Genomic DNA, 21,955 nt, shown 5'->3' on the forward strand with positions numbered 1-21,955 from the left:
CTCGTCGCTCTCAAAAAGGCCGGAAATCCGGCCTTTTTATTGTACAATATCAGTACAATCTAATCCGGCATCGCCGGCATCAGCTTCGGATCCGGCTTTTCGGCGTGATGCGGCAGGTCCTTGCTGGCGATAAAGGTGTAGAACATCGGCACCACAAACAGCGTGAACATGGTTCCGACCAGGATGCCGGTGAAGATCACCAAGCCCATCGAATAGCGTGCCGCGGCACCCGCGCCGCTGGAGATGATCAGCGGCACCACGCCGAGCGCCATCGCCGCCGTCGTCATCAGGATCGGTCGCAGCCGCACCCTGGCCGACGCGATGATCGCATCGCGCCGCCGCATGCCGTGCATTTCACGCTGCTGGTTGGCGAACTCGACCAGGAGGATGCCGTGCTTGGTGATGAGGCCGATCAGCGTGATGAGGCCAACCTGGGTGTAGATATTGAGCGTGCCTAGCCCGATATTAAGCGGCACGATCGCGCCGAAGATCGAGAGTGGCACCGCCATCATGATGATCAACGGATCGCGGAAGCTTTCGAACTGCGCCGCCAGCACCAGATAGATGACGAGCACAGCCGCCGCGAAGGCGATGATGATCGTGTAGCCCTGTTGCTTCTCCTGCCGTGACTGGCCGGTATAGTCGATGAAGAACGTGTCGGGCAGGCTTTCCCTGGCGATGTCCTCGATGGTCTTCAGCCCGTCGCCGGTGGTGACGGTGGGCAATGGCAGAGCGGAAATCGTGGCGGAGTTCAACTGGTTGAACTGCTCGATGGCGGCCGGCGACGCGTTGGTCGAGATCTTCACCACCGCCGAGAGCGGCACCATCTCGCCCGACACGCTGCGCACGAAATACTCCCCCAGTTTTTCGGGATTGTCGCGGAATTGCTGCGGTACCTGCGGGATGATGTCGTAGCTGTTGGATTCGCGGTCGAATTGCGCCACCTCGGCGCCACCGACCAGGAGCGTCAGCGTCCGGCCGATGTCGGCGATCGGCAGGTTGAGCGCGGCGGCGCGGTCGCGGTCGATCGTCACCGTCACTTGCGGCGCGTCGTAGGACATCGAATTCTCCACGGCGAGGAAGCGGCCGGAGGCCTGCGCCTTGTTCTTGATATTTTCCGCCGCCTCGTAGACTTCGGAGGCCTCGCCGGTCGAGCGCACGACCATCGTGATCGGCAGGCCACCGCCGGAGCCGGGCAGCGTCGGCGGCGCGAAGACGAAAGCCTTGACGCCCGCCACCTTGGCAAGGCGCGCAGTGATGTCCTGCTGAAGTTCCTTCGAGCTGCGCGCGCGCTCGGCCCAGTCCTTGAAAGCAAAGCCGACGAAAGCGCTGTTCGTCGGGCCTTGGAACGCGACGGCGGAGAACCGCGCCCTGGTTTCGGGGATATCATTCACCAGCCCGAGAATCTGGTTCACATAGGTCTCGGTGTAGTCCGACGTCGCGTACCGCGGCGCGTTCACAATAGACAGCAAGAAGCCCTGGTCTTCTTCCGGCGCCAGTTCGCTTGAGGTCTTGGTGAACATGAAGCCGGTCGTGGCGACCAGTGCGACGACGATCATCAGCGTCACCGGGCGATATTTCAGCGAGCCGGTGACCAGCCGCTCGTAGATGTGTTCGACGCGCCCGAACGTATTGTCGACAATGCGCTGGAAGCGGCTGTGCGAGCCGGACCTCAGGATACGTGCCGACATCATCGGTGTGACGGTTAGGGCAACGACCCCCGAAAGCACCACCGAGCCGGCAAGCGTCACCGCGAATTCGCGAAACAGCGCGCCGGTCAGGCCGCCGGTGAAGGCCAGCGGCGCGAACACGGCGGCCAGCGTTATCGTCATGGCGACGACGGCGGAAGAGATCTCGCGCATGCCGTTGAAGGCAGCCTGCATCGGCGACAAACCGTCTTCCTCCATGTGGCGGTGGATGTTTTCCACCACCACGATGGCGTCGTCGACGACGAGGCCGATCGCCAGCACCATTGCCAGCAACGACAAAAGATTGATCGAATAACCCAAAGAAAACAGCAGGAAACAGACGCCGATCAGCGACAGCGGAATGGTCACGATCGGCATCAGCACCGAGCGGAACGAGCCGAGGAAGAGCAGGATGACGACGATGACGATGGCGACCGCCTCGCCGATGGTCTTGAACACCTCCTCGATCGACGCGCTGATCTGCTCGGTCGAATCATAGACGATCTCCATCGTCATGCCTTGCGGCAGCGTCTCCTGGATGGTCGGCACGATCTTGTGGATCGCCGCCGCCGTGGTCAGCGGATTTGCGGCCGGCGTTGGAAAGATGGCGAGAAAGATGCCGGGCTTGCCGTTGAACGTGACCCTGGTGTCGGTGCTCGCCGCGGCGAGCTCGACGTGGGCCACATCGCGCAGCCTCACCACATTGCCGTCTTTCGAGCGGAGCGGAAGGGCAGCGAAAGCCTCCGGCGTCTGCAGGGTCGAGCGAACCGTGATCGAGGAAGCCACATATTCGTTTTCGGTATCGCCGGGCGCGGAGAGGAAATTCGATTCGTTGATGGCGGTCAGCACTTCCGCCGCCGTCACGCCGCGCGCCGCCAGTTTGATCGGGTCGATCCAGACACGCATCGAATATTCGGCGGCGCCGAAAATCTGCACGTCGGCGACACCTTCGACCGTCGAGATACGCGGCCGCACGACACGCTCGATATATTCGGTGAGCTGTTCCGGTGTCATGTTCGGATTCTGCATCGATATGTACATCATCGCGAACTGCTGGCCGGTGCCCTTGACGATCACCGGGTCTTTGGTTTCGTCCGGCAGATCGCCGCGAACACTCTGAACCTTCGACAAGACTTCGTTCAGCGCGACGTCGGGGTCGGAGCCGAGCTTCATCTGCACCGTCACGGTGCTGGAGGACGGCCGGCTCGACGACGTGACATAATCGATGTTTTCGGTCGAAGCGACGGCACGCGCGATCGGCGCGGAAATGAACCCCTGGATCAGGTCGGCGCTGGCACCGGGATAGGCCGTGGTGATGGTGATGGCCGTTTCTTCAACCTCTGGATACTGCCGAATCGAAAGGTTGAAGATGCCCTGAAAACCCAGAAGCAGGATCATGCAGGCAAGCACGGTCGAGAGAACCGGGCGGCGGATGAAGAGGTCGGAAAAGCTCATTGCTGGGCTGCCTGCTGGTTCGCCGGCTTGCTCGGATCGATCGTGTTGTCGACGGCAACGGACATGCCGTTGGAGAGCCGGTTCTGGCCGGCCGTAACGACTTCGTCGCCGGGCTGGATGCCTTCCAGGATCTCGACCAGGCCGGCGTTGTGGCGGCCTGGCTTGACGAACACCTGGGCGAGCACGAGCTGCGGTTTCTGTTCTTCCGCTGCCGGCTTGGCTTCCGCTGCCGGTTTGGCTGGGGTAGCAGCCGGCTTTTCGTCGGGTTTTGCCACGGGTGCTTCGGCCGCCGGCTTGGCAGCATCTGCAGCCGGCTTTTCTTCCGGCTTTGCCTCGAGAGCCGCGCCGTTGGCTTCGGCGGATTTGGCCGGGCGCACCACGAAGACGAAGTCGCCGTACAGGCTGGAGGTCAGCGCCGTCTGCGGCAGCGCCAGCACGTCGTTCTCCTCGGGCAGTTCGACGCGCACCTGGACGAACTGGCCGGGCGTCAGCTTGCCTTCGGGATTGCCGACCTCCGCCCTTACCGTCACCAGCCGGCTGGTCGGGTCGATCTTCGGATCGATGCCGCGGATGCTGCCGGTGAACGGCATGTCGCCGCCGCCGGCGCCCAACCGCACCCTCTGTCCGATCTTCAGTTGCGGAAGCTGCTGCTCCGGCACGGTGAAATCGACACGCATCGTATCCATGTCCTGCAAGGTCACCACGGCGGTGCCGGGTGTGAGATACTGGCCAAGGTCGATTTTCGGAATACCGACAGTACCCTTGAAGGGGGCGGTCAACTGCTTTTGGTCGAGCACCGCTTGCAGCTTGTTTACCTGCGCGGCGGAGACCGATGCTGCTGCCTGCGCCGTGTCGAGCGTGGCATCGGTGCCGACCCCGCGCTTCTGCAGCTCGAGAGCGCGCATCAGCGTCGTCTGGTCGGAGGTGGCTTGCGCCTTCGACGCGACGAGGTCGGCTCGCTCGACGGCATCGTCAAGCTGCAGCAGGACGGCGTTGGCGGCGACCTTCTGATTGGCATGGAACAGGATGTCCTTGACGATGCCAGCAGTTTCGACCGTCAGGTCGACGCCGCGTACGGCACTGACAGTGCCGATCGCCTCGATGCCGGGCGTCCAGGACATCGGTTTGACGATGACTGTCGACACGGTCGCGGCCGGCGGCTTCATGGTGGCGAAGAACTGTTTGATCGCATTGTCGCGAAACAGGTTGAAGCCGACGATGCCGCCGCACACCAGCACGAGCAGAATGAAGGCGATGATGAAGCGCTTGATCACGAACAGTTCCCTCGGCCATGGCCCAGCATAACGGTCGGATGACCGGAACACATACCTGTGACTGGTCCCAATTTCAAATGATGGCGATCTTACTGTACCGTCTGGACGGTCTTGTCAATTCCGCCTAAGCTAATGAATGGGGAACGATTGATGAAGGTCCGCAGAGCAAATTCGCGCGAAAAAATTCTCGCTGCTGCCGCCGCGGTGGCGCGCGAGACGGGTCCTGGCAGCCTGTCGCTGGACGCTGTTGCCAGCCGTGCCGGCGTGTCGAAGGGTGGTCTTCTCTACAATTTCCCGACCAAGGCGAAATTGATGCAGGCGCTGGTGGAGGATTATCTCAGCGCATTCCAACAGGCGCTGGAGGCCGCCCGCAAGAACAGCGGCAGCGGCGAGAGCCCGCTCGCCGCCTATATCAGGCTTTCGGCCGAGCATGCCGAGGAGTCGAAGCCATCGGCATCCTGGATATTTTCGGCTATCGCCGAGGATCCCGACTTCCTGACGCCGATAAAATCGTTCAGGCGGCAGGTGTTCGAACGGCTGAAGGAGGAGACGCCGAACCTCAAGGCGCTGCTGATCTGCTATCTCGCCATCGAGGGACTTCGCAGCATGAATCTGTTCGGTTCGGATATTCTTTCCGCCGACGAGCGCCGGCTGCTGATATCGACCCTGCTGGAGATCGCGGAATAGTCTAGGAATACGCTGGCCGGATTCAATTGCTTCGACTGTCGGGACGTGGCTGGAGCGAGGTGCGTCCACTTGGGGCAGAGTAGGCTCCACGCTTTGAACCTGCGTCTCGGTGCTTTCCGAAAATCGGTTCCGATTTTCGGGCCGATGCGCTAGAGCCTTTCGGGATTGACCCGAGCTGCCTTCAACCCGGAAAGGCTCCCACCGCTGCCCATGCCCCATCTTCCCGAGCATCTTCTCACCGGCTACCGCAGTTTCATGAGCGGCCGCTATCTCACCGAAAGCGGCCGTTATCGCTCGCTGGCGCGGGAGGGCCAGGCACCCGAAACGATGATCGTCGCCTGCTGCGATTCGCGGGCCGCGCCCGAAGCGATCTTCGACGCCGGGCCCGGCGAGTTGTTCGTGCTGCGCAATGTCGGCAATCTGGTGCCGCCCTATGCGCCCGACGATCAGTTCCACTCGACATCGGCGGCGCTCGAATTTGCCGTGCAGAGCCTCAAGGTCAAGAACATCGTGGTGATGGGCCACGGCCGCTGCGGCGGCATCCGCGCGGCACTCGACACCACGGCCGCACCCTTGTCGCCGGGCGATTTCATTGGCAAGTGGATGAGCCTGATCGCGCCTGCGGCCGAGACCGTATCGTCCAGCACCTTCATGACCGCGACCGAGCGCCAGACGGCGCTGGAGCGCATCTCGATCCGCTATTCCATAGCCAATCTGCGCACCTTCCCTTGTGTTTCGATCCTCGAAGGCAAGGGGCGGCTGTCGCTGCACGGTGCCTGGTTCGATATTTCGACCGGCGAGCTTTGGGTGATGAACAAGGACACAGGCGATTTCGAGCGGCCGGAGACGGAGTAGGAGACGAGGGGCATGATGCGAGCTCGGTTCGCGTTCGCGGCGGCGGCACTGCTGTGCTCAGCAAATGTTGCCGGCGCCGACGATAGCGCGATCATAGACCGCTGGTATTCGGCACTGCTGGTCGCCGACCGCACCGAATTGTCGGACCTGCTCGCCGACAACGTCCGCATCTAGCTCGACGACCTCGGCGTCGTGCAAAGCAAGCAGGAATTCATCGCCTCGATCGCCGAGTGGCAGGGCGCCGTCGCCGGAGCCGAAATCCGCCACCGGATCGAGAAGACGGAGGGCGGCGTCACCACTGTGATCGCCTGCTATGATTTTCCCAGCATGCTGATGCAGGAGACTTTCGCGGTCGCCAACGACCAGATCAGCGCCAGTTCGCAAGCCGCGATCGCCGAAAATTGCGACGGTTACTGACGGAACCATGAACTGGGGCCGCTGTTGCGCGCAACCGGCCGGCGCCTTACATCGGTGACGATCCATCTTCTCCCGCCACTCAGCGAAAGTTTGCCCATGCCATCCGCCGTCGACCTCGCCGCCCATCCGCTGACCGCATGGCAAGGGCCGCTCGGCCTGCCCGATTTCACGCGCATCGGCGATGGCGATTTTTCTCCGGTCTTCGACGCGGCCCTGAAGGCGCATGAAGCCGAGATCGAGGCGATTGCCGGCAACACCGGGACGCCGACCATCGAACACACGCTTGCCGCGCTCGAGCTTGCCGGCGAGGCTCTCGACCATGTCTCGTCGATCTTCTGGTGCCGCGCCGGCGCCCACACCAACGAGGCGATCCAGGCGCTGGAGCGCGACATCTCGCCGAAGATGTCGCGGCACTTCTCGGCAATCTCGATGAACGAACGCCTATTCGCCCGCATTGACCACCTCTATCAGCGCCGCGATGCTTTGAAGCTCGATGCCGAAACGCTGCGGGTCTTGGAAAAGACCTGGAAAAACTTCGTTCGCTCCGGCGCCATGCTCGACGCCGAAGGCAAGAAGCGGCTGGCCTCGATCAACGAGGAATTGTCGTCGCTCGGCACCAATTTCGGCCAGAACGTGCTTGCCGACGAGCGCGACTGGGCGTTGTTCCTCGACGAGGCCGATCTTGCCGGCCTGCCGGAATTCCTGAAAAGCTCGATGGCGGAAGCCGCCGAGATGCGCGGCCAGAAGGGCCGCTACGCCGTCACTCTGTCGCGGTCGATCTACGAGCCGTTCTCGACCTTCTCAGAACGCCGCGACCTGCGCGAGACGGCGTTCCGCGCCTTCATCATGCGTGGTCAGAATGGCGGCGCCACCGACAATACGGACGTGGTGCGCGACATGCTGCGCCTGCGCGCCGAGAAGGCGAAGCTGCTCGGCTATGCTTCCTACGCCGCATTGAAGCTCGACGATACCATGGCCAAGACGCCGGAGGCGGTGCACGCGCTGCTCGATCCGGTCTGGGAAAAGGGGGTGGAGAAGGCCGCAAGCGACCAGGCCGAATTGCAGCGGCTGGCGGCCGAGGCCGGCAGCAACGAGAAATTCGCCGCCTGGGACTGGCGCTTCTATTCGGAGAAGCTGCGCGCAGAGAAATTCGCCTTCGACGAGGCCGAGCTGAAGCCGTACCTGCAGCTAGACCGCATCATCGACGCCTGTTTCGACGTGGCAACACGATTGTTCGGCATTTCTTTCGAAGAAAAGAAGGGCATTGCCACCTGGCATCCGGACGCACGTGTTTTCGTGGTGAAGAATGCCGACGGCAGCGAGCGCGGCCTGTTCCTCGCCGACTATTTCGCGCGGCCTTCGAAGCGCTCCGGCGCCTGGATGAGCGCGCTGAAATCCGGTTACAGGCTTGGCCCTGGCTCGAAGCCGGTCATCTACAACATCATGAACTTCGCCAAGCCGCCGGCCGGCGAGGCCGCCTTGCTGTCGGTCGATGAAGCCAAGACGCTGTTCCACGAATTCGGTCATGCTCTGCACGGCATGCTGACCGACGTCACTTGGCCGTCGGTCGCTGGCACCTCGGTCAGCCGCGATTTCGTCGAACTGCCTTCGCAGCTTTACGAGCACTGGCTGACGGTACCGGCGGTGCTGGAAAAACATGCGCTGCATGTCAAGACCGGCAAGCCGATGCCAAAGGCGCTGGTCGACAAGATGCTGGCGGCGCGCACCTTCGGCGCGGGCTTCGCCACGGTCGAGTTCACTGCCTCGGCGTTGGTCGACATGGCTTACCACGCCCGGCCGGATGCACCGGACCAGCCGCTTCGTTTCGAAGCCGAAACGCTGGAACGGCTTAACATGCCCGATACCATCGCCATGCGTCACCGCACCCCGCATTTCGGCCACATCTTTGCCGGCGACGGCTATTCGGCCGGCTATTATTCCTACATGTGGTCGGAAGTGCTCGATGCCGACGCCTTCGCCGCCTTCGAGGAGACGGGCGATCCGTTCAATCCGGCGCTGGCCGAGCGGCTGCGCAAGAACATCTACGCCGCTGGCGGCTCGAAGGATCCCGAAGAACTCTACACCGCCTTCCGCGGCAAGATGCCTTCACCGGAAGCAATGATGGCCAAGCGCGGACTGGTGTGATGCGTGCCCGCTCTTGTCACGGTTCTCTTCTATCCTGATTGATGTCGGCCGTCATGGCGTCGGGTTGCGCGCCGCCTGATCCGGTTCTGTCGGTCCCGGCTCGGCCTCGCTGGCTGCGGCAGTGTCGTTGAGGTGACTGCCCGCTATGCTGATCGGCCGCTGGCGCATCCGGACCGCCTTGTGACGACCGCTACGGAAATAAATCTCTCAGTCGCGAACGTCAGCCCCGCCAACGGAAGGCGGGGCTGGTAAGTTGATTGTCCCGGCAAGCTTTTTTGCCGGGGCGATTGGCCTAGACTAGGCAGGCACAAAGCCAAAATAGGCTTTGTAGGACGCCCCTTCGCCGGAAATCAGGGGCGTTTCCACTTTGAACCCAATCCCGCTGAAGGTGGTATTGTTCGTACGTGCCGCGAGCAACACCATCTGCTTTGCGGAGATGGTCACTGTCGCGCTCCCGATCCTGTCATCGCCCCAATCGAAGAGATCGCTGATGGCGCCGCCGATCGATGGCATCAAGGATCCCAGGGCCGGGCCGGCTATTGCGGCAATGATAGGTCCTGCCACCAGAATGAGGCCCAAAGCCAGCGTACCCGCCGTATGGACGCCCATCACGACCTTCTGCACTTCGTCCTTGTACTTGTTTGGATCGCCGAAATCGTTTTCCATCAGCACCGTACCGATATTGATGCCGTAGGGCTTGCCTCGATAGACCTCCATCAGGTCGGGTCTCGTATCTCCCGCATCGACGTCGCCATAGACCTGGCTGCGCTTGGTGTCGGCCATCTGCGGCGTTGTCACGCTGACGATGACATAGGGCTCGTCCGCACTCGACCCCTGATCCCAGTCGGTCTCGCCGAAGCAATGGAGGCCGGTATAGTGGACGACGACATCTCGAAGGTCGATCGCGCCGGTGTCGGGCCACCAGTATATGCCGCCGTTTTCAAACAGATTGGCACGGCCACCGTCGGCAAATTCGGTCTCGTCGGTGGTTGGGTACCCCAGATATGACTGTTCCCAGCCCAGGCTTTCCCACTTCTTGCGGATGTCACCGTACACCACGTTGGCTCCGGTGTTCGGTGTCCAGTAGATCGAGCCGGCATTGGCAAAATGGTTGTAGCGCCCGACGCCGTCGGGAGTTCCGGTTTCGTCGGTGACCGGATAGCCGAGAACCGAGCGCTCCCAGCCCATTGCTGCCCATTTGCTGCGAATTGCCCCCCAAATCGCTTGAGCACCGGTATTCGGTGTCCAGTAGATCGAAGCGGTATTGTTGTTGAAGTGATTGTATCGCCCGACGCCGTCGGGAGTTCCGGTTTCGTCGGTGCAGGGAATGCCCCACGCGAGACCGCCAAGCGCAATCCATTTCCTGTAGATGTCGCCGTGGATCTCAAAGGCGTCGTGCATGGCATCGTTGTAACAAATGCATGAGCCGTTCTTGAGATACCAGGCTTTTCCAGTCTCCTTCCTCTCGATCTCGGCGAAGCCGGCGCCTCCAAGGGAGTTGTACTTTTGCTGTATGACAGCTTCGGGCGAGAGGAGCGACCAAGGCCCGATCCTGAGCTGGTCGGAAAGTCTTGTGGCTCCAGCGCGGATGGTGCCGGCACGCACTCTCGAAGTTGCTCTGGCAGTATACGGCATGACCTTTTCCTTCCTGTGAGTGTTGGTATCGGGGGCTTCAGGCCTCCGGCGATCGGTTTTGATCGACGGGCCGAGGTTCCCAGACCGCGACTTACGGACGGCTTACAGAGTTCTGAGCTGCGCCAGAGCAATTCCAGGAAAAGTGTGGAACGGTTTTCCGTCCGGAACTGCGAAAAAATAAAGAGATAGAGCGGTTCGGCGTTTCCGTGAAACGATGAACCGGTCTAGAGAAACGGGCGCACGAGCGAACGCAGCAAAGGCGAGGGCTCGTCATCGCCGGTCGAAGCGAGCGCGCGTTCATAGCGCCGGTAATCCTCGATGGCGCCGGCGTGGTCGTTTCTGGAGAGGCTCTCCTGGATGAGCGTGCCATGGAGTTTGGCCGATTCCGGGTAGAAATCGAGCGCACGCCGGCACGCTTGGCGTGCCCGATCTGCGTTGCCTCGGCTCTGCCAGTGTTTGGCGATCCGCACGGCAAGCTCCACCAACCCGTCCCGCACCCGGTCGGCCGCGGCGTTCGACCAGGCGGGCGTCGGGCCATTCGAGAAAAGCGGGCCGACAAAGCCTTCCAGCAGCATCTCCTGCTCCTCGATTGCGCTGTCTCTTTGGCCCGACAGAACGGGTTTCAGCCGGTCTTCCCAATCCTGCAGATCGATCCAGACCTTGTCGGCAGCGAGCCGCAAACGGCCTTCTCTCAGCGTTACGAGTTCGCCTTGCCCGAGCAATTTGCGCAGACGATGCAGCGCCTGCTCCAAGGCCGCTTTGGCCTGGTCGCCGTCGAGGTCGGGCCAGAGCCAATCCTGCAGGGTTTCCACCGAACAGACCTGATCCCTCGACAGGCAGATAATGCGCAATATGTCGAGAGCGCGGGTAGGTTTGGCACCGGGCGCGACCTCGGCGCCATCGATCTCGAGGCGGAAGCCTCCCATCAAGTGTATCCTGAGCGGCCAAGGCCACTGGGCGGGGCGACCAGCGGGCGGGACCAGATATCGCGCCCGAACGACGCGGCGGCAGAGATCGACATCGATCTTTCGCTCCAGCGCATCGGCGATCAGCTCGGCTAGCAAGTCCGGCAGGTTGAGCAAGATCGCCGAGGGATTGACCTCGCGCAATGCCGCCATGAATTCAGCCAGACGAGTGCCATAGGACGCGCCGCCGTTCCACTTCTGCTCCAGGGCCCGTGCGGCTAGAATGCTGAGTTCGACACGCTGGCGAGGGCCGCCGCTCAGCCTTTCGGCGATCCCCTGAAGTAGCGCAATCGCCTCCGCCGGACGCCGGTCGGCCAGCAGGACCTGGTATTTGGTGACGTAATGCGGCCAGCGCTCGATCATCGGCTCGTTCGCCCGCTCGATCGCATCCATGAAGACATCGCAGTCGAGATAGGCCTTGGCGAAGTCGCCGTTGCGCGTGTGCATCGCCGCATGGCAGTCGGCGACGACCGCGACCTGGGTGGTGAACCTGCTGTCCGCGATCTCGCCCAGTCGGGAGACCAGCGCATTGAACTCCGAGAACCTGTTGTGAAGCTTCATCAGCAATTGGAGCTGGTAGAGGGCGCTGAACTCGACGCCCCGTAAGGCGTGCTGCTCGCCTATCGCCGTTGCGCGTCGCAACGCATCCTCGGCCGAGGCATAGACAAAACCGCGCCGCGAATAGGGGAAGTAACGGCCGCTGGCCGAGCCAAAGGACACCAGCCACATGCCGAGCACCAGCGGTGGGATATCCGGATGTTCGAGATCGGCGGCAACGCTGTCCACGGCATTGGCAAAAATGTCGCGCTGCCCCGACGAGGTCGCGTAGTCGATGAGCGCTTCGCTTGCCAGCAGGCGCAACTCGACCGAATCCTCGATCGGCAGATGTGTCAGGCGCTGCTGGATATCATTCACGAGGCGCTTCGCGTCATGGGCGTCGAATTCGCCAGGTTCGGCGAAATCGACGGCCCGCAGGATGCCGAGCCTGACCATCATGAGTTCCTCCGGATCCAATTCCGGCAACCCCTTGGCAAGAACCTGTGAGGCTCGGCGCGTCCAATCCGCCAGCCCCTCATGCGTACGCCAGCTGGCGGTCTTGACTACGACCGCCCGCGCGACCGTCAGGCATTGGCCGCGCATGTCGGTGTTCTCGAATGCTTGCCATGCCTTGGAGAAGTGCGGCTCGGCCTTCGCATCGTCCGACGCGAAGGCGACGCCCAGCCAATAATGGACCCACCCGTCCATCTCGTCGGGGGGCAGCCTGTTGCACCATTCGACGAAGCTGGCCCTGCGCCCTTGCGAGAGAACGCCGTTAGCGCACTCCAGAATGAGCTGGCGTGCCAGCGGCCAGGCGCCCGCCTGCAACGCCAGCACGATTGCCGCGTCGGTTTTGCCGGCCTCGTGCAGGACCTTTGCTGCCTGCTCGCGCAGCCTGGAACGGTCCGCTTCCGTCACGCGCCGGTCCAGTAGGCCGGCAAGGTATTCGCGCAACAAGTCATGCAGCTGGAAGGCGGCGCCGCCCGGACCGTCGCGCGTGATCAGCAGCTGGCGATGCTGCAGCCGCACCAGCAGGCGGGCAGCCTGCGGCGAACCCAGGAACGCATCGGCAAGGTCCGTGCTGATCTCCGGCAGAAGGTTGAGCCTGATCAGCAGATCCTGGTCCTCCGGCGCGATGTCGCGCAGGAAATAACGTCCGACAATCTCCCGAAGGCCGGCGCCTCCGGCAAGGCCGGTCTGCGAAAGCGGGTAGTACATTCCAGCATTGGCCAGCAGGAGAAGGCCCACCGCCCAGCCGCGCGCCTCCGAAATGTCGCCGACCTCGGACGGCGATTGCGAGCGGGCGGTGACGAGGTTGCGAGCCTCCGCAGGCGAAAACTCCAGCAGCGTTTGGTTGAGGACCGGCAACTGTCCCGACAGCACGAGGTCGGCGACATCGCCCTCGGGCAGCATCCGCGATGTGCAGATGCAGCGGACGGTATTGGGGCGTTCGCGCAACAGGATCGCCAGCGTCCGGCGAAAGCCTGGTGCATCGGCACGATGCAGATCGTCGAGGACTAGGATCGTGCCCGGATCAAGCCGCGAGAAATAGGTGCGGAAGAACAGCCGCGCGAAATCGTCGGAATTGTCGGCATATTCCGGACCAAAGACCGGCATGCCGGCATGCCTGCCGTCGAGCGACAGCGTCAGATAATGGAAAAGCCGCGCAACGTCCTGGTCCTCGGTGTCGACCCGATACCAGTTGTATGCCGATTCGCTTTGCTCCGGCCCGCCTTGTTCCAGCCCGCCGTGTTCCAGAAAGTCGATCACCGCGGTGGTCTTGCCGTATCCACCAGGCGCAGCCAGCCAGCATGCACCGCTGTCGAGGGCCTGCGAAAGCAGCGCCACTACGCGCGGACGGCTGACAATTCCCACTGGCCGGGGTGCCGAGAGCTTTGCTATCTCGCGCGGCGCGTCCCGGAAGGATTTATCCATTGTGAGGACTCTCGCAGCGCAGTCGCCTCGCGAAAACAGGTAATCGGTTCGCCCGCAACAACAAATCGCCGGCCGGCGTTGTGCTCGCCTGACGTGCCGTGCTCGCCGGCAAGGTCGCGGTTATCCCTTGTGCGACATGATATGCGAAACCCCGACACTCACGTCAGCGGTGTGTCTTGCCATCACTGCGTTCATTCGCATTGCAATCGTCGCATAGCCGTTTCGTTCGTGGTCGGTAACTTCCGAGGGCTTGAAGAGCCACGGAAGGGCTGCAACCTGCGCGTCTTCGAAATTGGCCGGCAGATTCGATGGCACCGCCTTTTTTCCTAGAGGCAGCTCTAGCCCAAGGTCACTAAATTCCTTCTCGAGGCTGGCGTGCAGATGAGAAAGGACGACATAGATCGCCAGCTTTGATCTAGTCCTTTCTGTGTTGTTTAGATTGTACTCTTGAAGAACCTCATCGAACGATGGCGATACGTCACTTTCGGCAGCGGTAGCTCGTGTTGCAACAGCACCGGCCAGGGCAGTCGCTGCCACTCCTGTAAGACCTACAAAATCACGTCTTGTCGTGCCGGTCATGGTGAATTTCCCCTCGGTTTTGAAGACGGGCCAAGTCTGGCAAGGAGGAGGCGCAGTGGCAATAGGCCGCATACGCTATTGGTGTAGAGGGCCTTTACGTCGCCGATGTGAATCCACCCGGCGACGACAGTGCCAAGCCGGCAGAGGCCCGCGATGCATTCGGTTGCTTGATCTGAAAACCCATGGAATCCGAGAAAGGTTTCCTCAGCATTCACGGGGGGTTCGAAAAATCCGCTGGTGGAGCTGAGGAGGATCGAACTCCTGACCTCGTCATTGCGAACGACGCGCTCTCCCAGCTGAGCTACAGCCCCGTCCAGCGGATTGGGCTTTTATCGGCCGCTGCGGTTTCCTGTCAAGGCTGCCCTTGCTGCCGAAATGCCGTTCGGCCGTTCGTGCGCCTCGCCCACGCGTCGGAACGCGGCTCTTGCCGCTTTCAGCTACAGTGGCTACATGTCGGCAACAATCGGAGACCGGCATGATCGCCCTCATTCAGACCATTGTCATGGCGCTTGACCTTTACTGGTGGATCATCATCGCCTCGGCGATATTTTCCTGGCTCTACGCCTTCAACGTCGTCAACTCCCGCAACCAGTTCGTCGATACCATCAGCAACATGCTCTATCGGCTGACCGAACCGGCGCTGCGGCCGATCCGCCGCTTCATGCCCGATCTCGGCGGCATCGACATCTCGCCGATCATCCTGCTGCTGATCCTGTTCTTCATCCGGCAGTTCCTGCTCACCACCGTGCTTTCGCTGGTCGTCTGAGTGCAGGCGTCCCATGCGCGCGCCGTTCCGGACGCGCGCCGACGGTATCGACCTGTTCGTCCGGCTGACGCCGAAATCAGCGATGGACAGGCTCGAGGGGGCCGAAACGACCGCGGATGGGCGAAGCCATCTGAAGGCTCGCGTTCGCGCCGTGCCGGAAAACGGGGCCGCCAATCGAGCGCTGGAAAGGCTGGTCGCCAAGGCGCTTGGCGTGGCCGCTTCGGCCGTCTCGATCGTCGCCGGCGGCACCGCTCGGCTGAAGACGGTCCGTGTGCTTGGCGATCCCGCGGCGCTGGCGAAACGCATCGATACGCTGGGCACGCCTGCGCCATGATCTCGGCTCGCTCACCAACCCCGTAGAAAAAAGGCCGGGCTGCAAAGCCCGGCCAGATGTGAAGGTCGAAAACCTTCAGAGGGGAACGCGCCGGACGAATGGGAGGAAACATCCGGCGCAGCGTGCATATGGGTCGGCATCGCTGACGTTTCAATGACGGGAACGACAATAGCAGCTTCGTGAAACCGGGCGGTGGATGTCGATGAACGCCTGGGATTGGGGACCTGTTTGACCGTTGTCTGGGCAATTATTCCTAAGCGATGTCGTCGCGAATGCAGGCCTTCAGATGGCCGTCGGCTGTCGCCCTCAGTGGCGGCACGGCCGCGGCGCAAGCCTCCAACGCGAACGGGCAACGGGTTCGGAAAACACAGCCCGACGGCGGGTTCGCCGGACTGGGAATATCGCCTTTGAGCACCTGCCGGCCTTGCCTCGCCAGCGGATCGAGCGATGGAATGGCTGACAGCAGCGCACGCGTGTAGGGATGCTGCGGTCGGGCATAAAGCTCGGCCGCCGGCGCAACCTCCATGATGCGCCCGAGATAGAGCACGATGACCGTGTCGCAGATGTACTCGACGACGGCCAGATCGTGCGAAATGAACAGCATGGTCAGGCCGAGCCGGAGCTGCAGGTCGCGCAACAAATTGATGATTTGCGCCTGGATCGAGACGTCGAGTGCCGAGACCGGCTCGTCGGCGACGATGAATTCCGGCTCGAGCGTCAGCGCCCGGGCGATGCCGATGCGCTGGCGCTGGCCGCCCGAGAATTCATGGGCGTAGCGGTCATAGGCGTCGAACGGCAACTCAACCGCGGCAAGTGCCTTCGCGGCCTTCGCCCGCCGCTCGGACCTCTTGCCAATGGCTTGAATGTCAAGGCCTTCGGTGAGGATCTGCCCTATCGTCATGCGCGGCGACAGGCTGGCGAAGGGATCCTGGAAAATATACTGCATCTTGCGACGCTGGCGGCGCAGCTGGGCGGCACCCAGCCTGGTGATATCGGTGCCGTCATAGGTGATTTGGCCGGATGTCGGCTCGATCAGACGCAGCACCGAGCGGCCGATCGTGGTCTTGCCGGAGCCGGACTCGCCGACCAGGCCAACCACCTCGCCACGCCTGACATCGAAGGAAATGTCCTCCAGCGCCCTGACCAGCGGGCCACGCGAGAACGCTGTCGGCGCAAAATGCTTGGTCAGGTTTTTGACCGAAAGGAAGGGAACGTCGGCCATCAGAGCTCCTCCCAACGCAGGCAGCGGCTTTGCCGGGTCGGCGTCGCCGCAAACAAGGGCGGGACCGCGGCACGGCAGGCAGCGATAGCCATCGGGCAGCGCGGCGCGAAGGAACAGCCTTTGGGCAGCAACGTGAGCGACGGAACATTCCCGGCAATGGTCGGCAGCGGCGTGCCCGCCAGCTTCAGTGCCGTGGCCTGGCCGAGCCGCGGCACCGAACGCATCAACCCGGCGGTATAGGGATGACGCGGACGGGTGAACACTTCGCTCACCGGACCTGTTTCGACGATACGCCCGGCATACATCACCGCTACCCGATCGGCGATTTCGGCGACGACGCCGAGATTGTGGGTGACGAACAGGATGCCCATGCCGCGCTGCGCCTGCAGCTCGGCCAAAAGATCGAGAATCTGGGCCTGGATAGTGACGTCCAGCGCGGTCGTCGGCTCGTCGGCGATCAGCAAGCCCGGATCGCAGGACAGGGCCATGGCGATGGTGGCGCGCTGGCGCATCCCGCCCGACAGTTCGTGCGGATACTGCCGCGCCCGCCGCTTCGGATCGGGAATGCCGACCTGTTCCAGCAGCCGCACCGCGTCTGCTTCTGCCTCGCGGTGCGATTTGCCGAGATGGATGCGGATCGGTTCGGCGATCTGCTCGCCGATCGTGTAGACCGGGTTGAGGCTGGTCATCGGCTCCTGGAACACCATGCCGATCTCGTTGCCGCGTATCTTGCGCAGCGACTCGGCATCGAGGTTGGTCAGTTCGGTGAGCGTGCCGTTCTTGCGCCGCAGCGCGATCGACCCCTCGGCGATATGTCCGACCCTTTTCGGCAGCAATCCGATGATCGACAGGCTGGTGACGGACTTGCCCGATCCGGATTCGCCAACGAGCGCCACGGTCTCGCCGGAGCCGATCGTCAGGTCGACATCCCTTACCGCCGCGATGTCGCGCCCCGCAATGCGGAACACCGCGCGCAGGCCGGAAATCGAGAGGATCGGCGTGGCGCTCAGCGGAGCAGCCCCACATCGCGAAGGATCATGTCGATCTTTGCGGTTTCCAGCTCGTTCAGGCTGCGCTGCGGCCGCGCCATGGTGTTCGAGGCGATGATGCCGAGGCTCTTCATCGCCGCCTTGAAGGCGCCGACGCCGGCCGAGCCGGCGCTGGTCCTGCCGAGCGAGATCCAGACGATCTCGAACAGTTTCAACAACCGCTCCTGCTCGAGGCGGGCTTCGGCAAGCTGGCCCGCCTGCGTCAGCTTCCATAGCCTGACATAACCATGCGGGTCGACATTGGCGAGGCCCGGCACGACGCCATGCGCGCCCATCGCCAGCACGCTGTCGACCAGGATCTCGGAACCGGTCATGCCGAAAAAACTGGGATCGTCGGCCATGTCCTTGAGCACGTAACGCAGATTGCCGTCATCGCCGCTGGAATCCTTGATACCCGCAATGGCTCCTTCCCTGGCGAGACCGACCGTGGTCTTGCGCTCCAGCTTGACGTGCACGCAGACCGGGATGTCGTAGGCGATGACCGGAATGTCGAGCGCATCTTTGATGTAGCGGAAGTGATCGCCGATCTCGGGCTGGCTGGTGCGGGTATAAAACGGCGCGGTAACGACGATGGCGTCGGCACCGGCCGATCTGGCGATGCGGGCGTGGTTGATGACGCGGTCGGTCGTCGGGTCGATAACACCGGCGAAGATCGGAACCCGGCCGTTATTGACCTTGACCGCGTGCTCGAGGATGGCCCTGCGGCCTGCCTCGTCGTGGAAGACCACCTCGCTGGTCGAGCCCAGCACGAACAACCCGTGGACGCCGCCGTCGAGCAGATTCTCGATGGTGCGCGTGAACGACGGGAAATCGACGCTGAAATCGGCATTGAGCGGGGTGACGACAGGTGGGACGACGCCGGTAAACAGGGGCATTTTGATGAACCTTCGAGGTCAGTTGAGATCGGAGCGGGGATCGAATGCATCGCGCAGGCCGTCGCCGATGAAGTTGATGGCGAGCACCGTGAGCACCAGCGCGGCGCCTGGGAACATCCATTGCCACGGATAATTTTCAAGCACGACGGTGGAGCGGGCGAGATTGAGCATGTTGCCCCAGCTGGCTTCGGGCGGCGCGATGCCGAGGCCGAGGAAGGACAGGCCAGCCTCGAGCAGGATGGCGTTGGCGATCTGCAAGGTGGCATAGACGACCAGGATATCGATGCAATTGGGCAGGCCGTGCCGGAACAGCAGATGCGGCAGCCCCGCGCCCATGCCGCGGGCGGCAACGACGAAATCGCGCTCGCGCAGTTCGAGCAGCCGGGCGCGCACCATGCGCGACAGCACCGGCCAGGAGAGCAGCGAGATCACCAGTATGGTGGGCGCGATGCCGGTGCCGGCTATCGAAGCCAGCACCAGCAGGAAGATCACCGGCGGCAGCGTCATCGCCAGATCGACCAAGCGCATCACCGTGCCGTCGACGAGGCGCCCGCCAAAGCTGGCGACGGCGCCGACCAGGAAGCCGATGACGGTCGATATGGCGACCGAGCAGACGGCGACCAGCAATGAGATCCGCCCACCTTGCAGCAACCGGGCCATGACGTCGCGCCCGACGCCGTCGCTACCCAGCCAATGAATGGCCGACGGCGCCTTGTTCATCGCCCTGAGGTCGATGGCGTTCGGGCCGAACGGCCACCACAAAGAATAGGTCGAAACCGCCAGCAGGATCGGGATGACGATCAAAAGCCCGGCACGCGCCGCGCGGTTTTCGAAAAAGCGGTCGAACGCGCGGCGGAGCGGCCCCTTGGTGTGCGGTAAGGCTGTCGGGTCGACCGTTGGGTCCGGCGCAGTGATTGCCATCACGCCACCTGAATGCGCGGGTCGACGACGGCATAGACGACGTCGGTCAACAGGTTGACCAGGATGACGCAAACGCCGATCACCAGCGTGGCGCCCATGATCACCGGGTAATCGCGGGTGCCAACGGCATTGACCAGAAGCAGTCCCATGCCCGGCCAATTGAACACGCTTTCCAGGAAGATGGCGCCGCCGATGGCGATGCCGACCGTCGAGCCGATCAGCGTGATGACCGGCAAGAGCGCGTTGCGGGTCGCGTGCTTGATGATAATCCAGAACTCGCGCACGCCCTTGGCACGCGCCGTCCGCACGTAATCCTGGTTGAGCACTTCCAGCAGCGAAGCGCGCATGTAGCGCATGATCAGCGCGGCATGGCCGATGGACAGCAGGCAAGCGGGCAGGATGAGGTGCGCAAGCACGTCGGTCATCGAGAACGACGCACCCGCGGTCTGCATGCCGCCGGACGGCGCCCAGCGCAGCAGCACCGAGAAAAAATAGAGGCCAAGCAGCGCCGTCAGAAAAGCCGGGCTGGAGATACCGATAAACGACAGCACCGACAGCGCGATGTCGGACGGTTCGTTACGGCGCACCGCGCTGAAAATGCCTGCGGAAATGCCGAGCACGATGGCGATCGCCAGGCCCGTGCCCATCAGCAGCGCGGTCGGGCCGATGCGTTCCATGACCAGCGGCAGCACGGCGACGCCGCTGCGCTGGATCGAAAAGCCGAAGTCGCCGCCCAGCGCCGCGCGCAGCCAGGCCAGATATTGCACGGGAAGCGGCCGGTCGAGCCCAAGCCGTTCGCGCAGCCCCTCGAGATCGGAGGCGGACATCGGCACCGACGGGTTGATATAGGCGTCGATCGGATCGCCCGGCGCCAGCCGCAACAGGATGAAGATGAGGACGCTGAGCGCGACCAGCATCAGCAATCCTGTAGCGCTGCGGCGAGCAATGAAGCTCAACATGGGCTATCCGTGGCGGTGGCAGGCGGCGCCAAAGTGGTCCGCCTGCTCGCTTCGTTGCGGGGTTCTTACTGGATATCCCAGCGCTCCGGGTGAGCTGCGTAGGGGCCGCCGCCCGGCGCCGGCGTCCAGACGAAGTCACGCAGCTTGTTGGAGGCCACGCCATAGCGGTTGGCCACCCACAGCGTTGCCCAGGGCAGGTCCTTGTTCATCACCTTGCAGACCTCCTGCCAGGATTGGTCGATCTTGGCCGGATCGGTCTGGCCGAGGGCGGCGTCCAATGCAGCGCTCAGATCGTCGAATTCGATGCGCATGGTGTTGAAGCCTGCCGGCGGGATCTGCGACTTGTTAAGGCCGGGGTTGAGGCTGGCCGGATTGGGGCCGTTCTGCAGGCCGGCATAGACCATCGGAAAGGCATTCCAGTCCGGCGTGCCTTGTTTGTAGACGATGCCGTTATAGGTCGGCGTATCGACGACGCGCGGCACCACGTTAATGCCGACTTCGGCCAGCATCGACTGGATGGCGGCCATCACGTTGGCCGCCTGCGGCGAGCCGTAATAGGTCAGCAGGGTGATCGGTTTGTCGCCGTTGATCTTGTCCCAGCCCGCCTCGGTCAGCAGCGCCTTGGCCTTGGCCGGATCGTAGGCATATGGTTCGAGACCCTGGGGAACGAGATGCGGCGCGACATAGCCGCAATTGGCCGGCTTGGCGGCACCGCCATAGAGGCTGTCTATGATGGCGTTACGGTCGATCGCGTACATGATCGCCTGGCGGACACGGATATCCCTGAACAGGTCGACCTTCTGATTCAGGCCGATATAGTTGACCACGTAGGAGGCACCTTCGATCACCTTGAAATTGCTGTCGCTTTTGAAGGAGGCCGCATCGTCGGGCTCGACATAGGTGAACTGGATTTCGCCGGCACGGAGCGCGGCGACGGCCGCCGCCGGTGACTCGAAATAGCGGTTGATGAGCACGTCTACCTTCGGCTTGCCGCTGCGATAGTCGTCGTCGGCTGCCAGCTCGACATATTGGTCGCTCACGTAGCGTTTGAACTTGAACGGGCCGGTGCCGACCGGAGAGGTCGACCACCAGGTGCTGGTAGCCAGCGCTTCCGGCGACAGGGTGGCCAGGGCATGCTCCGGCAGGATCATCAGCTGCGAGAGGATCGATAGAAACGATCCGTTCGGTTTCGATAGCTTCACCACTGCGGTGTGGTCATCCGGGGCATCGACCGAGGCGATGTCGGCGAGGCGGGCGGCAAACAGGCTGCCGGAGGCCTTGTTCTTGGCAAGCTCGAGCGTGAACTTGACGTCCTTCGAGGTGAACGGCTTGCCGTCGTGCCAAGTCTCGTTGACCAGGTTGAACGTATAGCTCAGCTGGTCGTCGCTGATCTTGTAGTCCTTGGCGAGGTCGCCTTCGATCTCGGTCAGCCCGGCATTGTAGATGACCAGCGGTTCAAAATAGGTGCTGAGCCAGGTGTAGCCGCCGGTCGCGACCAGCGGGTTGAAGTTCTTGGGAAAGCCGCCGGGACCGACGTCGAAGCCGCCGGCGATGGTTTTGGCGTTTTGTGCCTGGACGCTGGTCACTGGGGCAATGCTGGCGAGCAGCAGCCCTGCGATCGAGAATGCGGTGGTCCTGATGCGCATGGTTTCCTCCC

General features: G+C 62.7%; 16 protein-coding genes, 1 tRNA gene and 1 pseudogene. 6 read left to right on the forward strand and 12 right to left on the reverse strand.

Annotated elements, in window-relative coordinates; genetic code table 11:
- Window positions 1-59 precede the first annotated feature (59 nt).
- Both NKH17_RS17930 and NKH17_RS17935 read right to left on the reverse strand, forming a co-directional pair.
- Window positions 60-3,143: an efflux RND transporter permease subunit gene (locus tag NKH17_RS17930; protein ID WP_352901060.1), complete on the reverse strand. Its 3,084-nt coding sequence runs from the start codon at window positions 3,141-3,143 to the stop codon at window positions 60-62.
- The gene (locus NKH17_RS17935) at window positions 3,140-4,417 is read right to left on the reverse strand and encodes an efflux RND transporter periplasmic adaptor subunit (protein WP_502910601.1); all 1,278 of its coding nucleotides are present in this window, start codon (window positions 4,415-4,417) and stop codon (window positions 3,140-3,142) included. The genes NKH17_RS17930 and NKH17_RS17935 overlap by 4 nt, the downstream gene beginning before the upstream one ends.
- Window positions 4,418-4,567: 150 nt before the next feature.
- Between NKH17_RS17935 and NKH17_RS17940 the strand changes: the two genes are divergently transcribed.
- The 4 genes and pseudogenes from NKH17_RS17940 (at window position 4,568) to NKH17_RS17955 (ending at window position 8,521) form a co-directional block, all read left to right on the forward strand.
- Entirely contained in the window at window positions 4,568-5,104 is a 537-nt protein-coding gene (locus NKH17_RS17940) for a TetR/AcrR family transcriptional regulator (RefSeq protein ID WP_352803446.1), read from the forward strand.
- A 210-nt stretch (window positions 5,105-5,314) separates the two neighbouring features.
- Window positions 5,315-5,959: a carbonic anhydrase gene (locus NKH17_RS17945; RefSeq protein ID WP_352480025.1), complete on the forward strand. Its 645-nt coding sequence runs from the start codon at window positions 5,315-5,317 to the stop codon at window positions 5,957-5,959.
- Between the two features lie 15 nt (window positions 5,960-5,974).
- A pseudogene (locus NKH17_RS17950) lies at window positions 5,975-6,376 on the forward strand (nuclear transport factor 2 family protein).
- Between the two features lie 90 nt (window positions 6,377-6,466).
- Window positions 6,467-8,521 carry a M3 family metallopeptidase gene (locus NKH17_RS17955; RefSeq protein ID WP_352901057.1) on the forward strand — a complete coding sequence of 685 codons (2,055 nt, stop codon included), beginning with the start codon at window positions 6,467-6,469 and terminating at the stop codon, window positions 8,519-8,521.
- 297 nt (window positions 8,522-8,818) lie between these two features.
- Here NKH17_RS17955 and NKH17_RS17960 read toward each other — a convergent pair whose 3' ends face one another.
- The 4 genes from NKH17_RS17960 to NKH17_RS17975 form a co-directional block, all read right to left on the reverse strand.
- On the reverse strand, window positions 8,819-10,156 hold the full coding sequence (locus NKH17_RS17960) for an LGFP repeat-containing protein (RefSeq protein ID WP_352901054.1): 1,338 nt from the start codon (window positions 10,154-10,156) through the stop codon (window positions 8,819-8,821).
- Window positions 10,157-10,380: 224 nt separating this feature from the next.
- The gene (locus NKH17_RS17965) at window positions 10,381-13,593 is read right to left on the reverse strand and encodes an AfsR/SARP family transcriptional regulator (protein ID WP_352509084.1); all 3,213 of its coding nucleotides are present in this window, start codon (window positions 13,591-13,593) and stop codon (window positions 10,381-10,383) included.
- Window positions 13,594-13,713: 120 nt separating this feature from the next.
- Window positions 13,714-14,172 (reverse strand): hypothetical protein, encoded by a 459-nt coding sequence (locus NKH17_RS17970; protein ID WP_352901051.1) that lies wholly within the window; start codon window positions 14,170-14,172, stop codon window positions 13,714-13,716.
- 235 nt (window positions 14,173-14,407) lie between these two features.
- Window positions 14,408-14,483: transfer RNA gene (locus NKH17_RS17975), tRNA-Ala, on the reverse strand.
- Window positions 14,484-14,647: 164 nt separating this feature from the next.
- On the opposite strand from NKH17_RS17975, the gene NKH17_RS17980 reads away from it, so the two are divergent.
- Entirely contained in the window at window positions 14,648-14,938 is a 291-nt protein-coding gene (locus NKH17_RS17980; protein ID WP_023678162.1) for a YggT family protein, read from the forward strand.
- 13 nt (window positions 14,939-14,951) lie between these two features.
- On the forward strand, window positions 14,952-15,272 hold the full coding sequence (locus NKH17_RS17985) for a DUF167 family protein (RefSeq protein WP_352509085.1): 321 nt from the start codon (window positions 14,952-14,954) through the stop codon (window positions 15,270-15,272).
- A gap of 253 nt (window positions 15,273-15,525) precedes the next feature.
- Here NKH17_RS17985 and NKH17_RS17990 read toward each other — a convergent pair whose 3' ends face one another.
- The 6 genes from NKH17_RS17990 to NKH17_RS18015 all read right to left on the reverse strand — a co-directional run bounded on the left by NKH17_RS17990 (window position 15,526) and on the right by NKH17_RS18015 (window position 21,944).
- Window positions 15,526-16,494: an ABC transporter ATP-binding protein gene (locus NKH17_RS17990; RefSeq protein WP_352509086.1), complete on the reverse strand. Its 969-nt coding sequence runs from the start codon at window positions 16,492-16,494 to the stop codon at window positions 15,526-15,528.
- The gene (locus tag NKH17_RS17995; protein WP_352901068.1) at window positions 16,494-17,504 is read right to left on the reverse strand and encodes an ABC transporter ATP-binding protein; all 1,011 of its coding nucleotides are present in this window, start codon (window positions 17,502-17,504) and stop codon (window positions 16,494-16,496) included. The genes NKH17_RS17990 and NKH17_RS17995 overlap by 1 nt, the downstream gene beginning before the upstream one ends.
- Window positions 17,501-18,418 carry a dihydrodipicolinate synthase family protein gene (locus tag NKH17_RS18000; RefSeq protein ID WP_352480019.1) on the reverse strand — a complete coding sequence of 306 codons (918 nt, stop codon included), beginning with the start codon at window positions 18,416-18,418 and terminating at the stop codon, window positions 17,501-17,503. The genes NKH17_RS17995 and NKH17_RS18000 overlap by 4 nt, the downstream gene beginning before the upstream one ends.
- 18 nt (window positions 18,419-18,436) lie before the next feature.
- Window positions 18,437-19,339: an ABC transporter permease gene (locus tag NKH17_RS18005; protein WP_352480018.1), complete on the reverse strand. Its 903-nt coding sequence runs from the start codon at window positions 19,337-19,339 to the stop codon at window positions 18,437-18,439.
- Window positions 19,339-20,298, reverse strand: a complete 960-nt coding sequence (locus tag NKH17_RS18010; RefSeq protein WP_352480017.1) for an ABC transporter permease — start codon at window positions 20,296-20,298, stop codon at window positions 19,339-19,341. The genes NKH17_RS18005 and NKH17_RS18010 overlap by 1 nt, the downstream gene beginning before the upstream one ends.
- Before the next feature lie 65 nt (window positions 20,299-20,363).
- Window positions 20,364-21,944: an ABC transporter substrate-binding protein gene (locus NKH17_RS18015; protein ID WP_352480016.1), complete on the reverse strand. Its 1,581-nt coding sequence runs from the start codon at window positions 21,942-21,944 to the stop codon at window positions 20,364-20,366.
- Between the last annotated feature and the right edge of the window lie 11 nt (window positions 21,945-21,955).

This window comes from Mesorhizobium sp. M1334 (genome assembly GCF_040317995.1).
In the GTDB taxonomy this organism is placed as follows: domain Bacteria; phylum Pseudomonadota; class Alphaproteobacteria; order Rhizobiales; family Rhizobiaceae; genus Mesorhizobium.